Source organism: Mesorhizobium sp. GW821-FHT07A06 (assembly GCF_059419085.1).
The window spans coordinates 35916-36255 of the sequence record NZ_JBWKRC010000013.1; the positions used below are offsets into that span (position 1 = coordinate 35916).

1 protein-coding gene is annotated in these 340 nt (G+C 65.3%); it reads right to left on the reverse strand.

What is annotated here, in order from left to right; translation table 11 throughout:
- A partial coding sequence (locus AC07SZ_RS29460) for a hypothetical protein (protein ID WP_494917015.1) occupies positions 1–340 on the reverse strand: 340 nt, incomplete at both ends.

Consider the following 340-nt stretch of genomic DNA (forward strand, 5'->3'; position numbering starts at 1 on the left):
GGCCAGCACGCCGGCCGCCGCCGTGACGCTGAGCAGGGCGCCTTCCGCGACGCTGTTGGTGTCGGCATGCGCGGTCGGAACGTCGTCGACGATCTTGACCGACAGAGTACCGGTGGCACTCTCATTGTCCTGGTCGGTCAGCGTGACGGTGAGGTTGTCGAACAATGCATTGTTGCCGTTGCCGGCGGCATGCTGCTCGTTGTCGAGCAGCGTATAGGTGTAGCTCACCTTGCCGGTGCTGGCGTCGTAGCCGGTGACGGTTAGCGTGTTGCCCTCCGGCGTGGTGACGGCGAGCGTGGCGGTGAGGGCGCCGTTCTGGATGACGGTGATGCCGTTGATG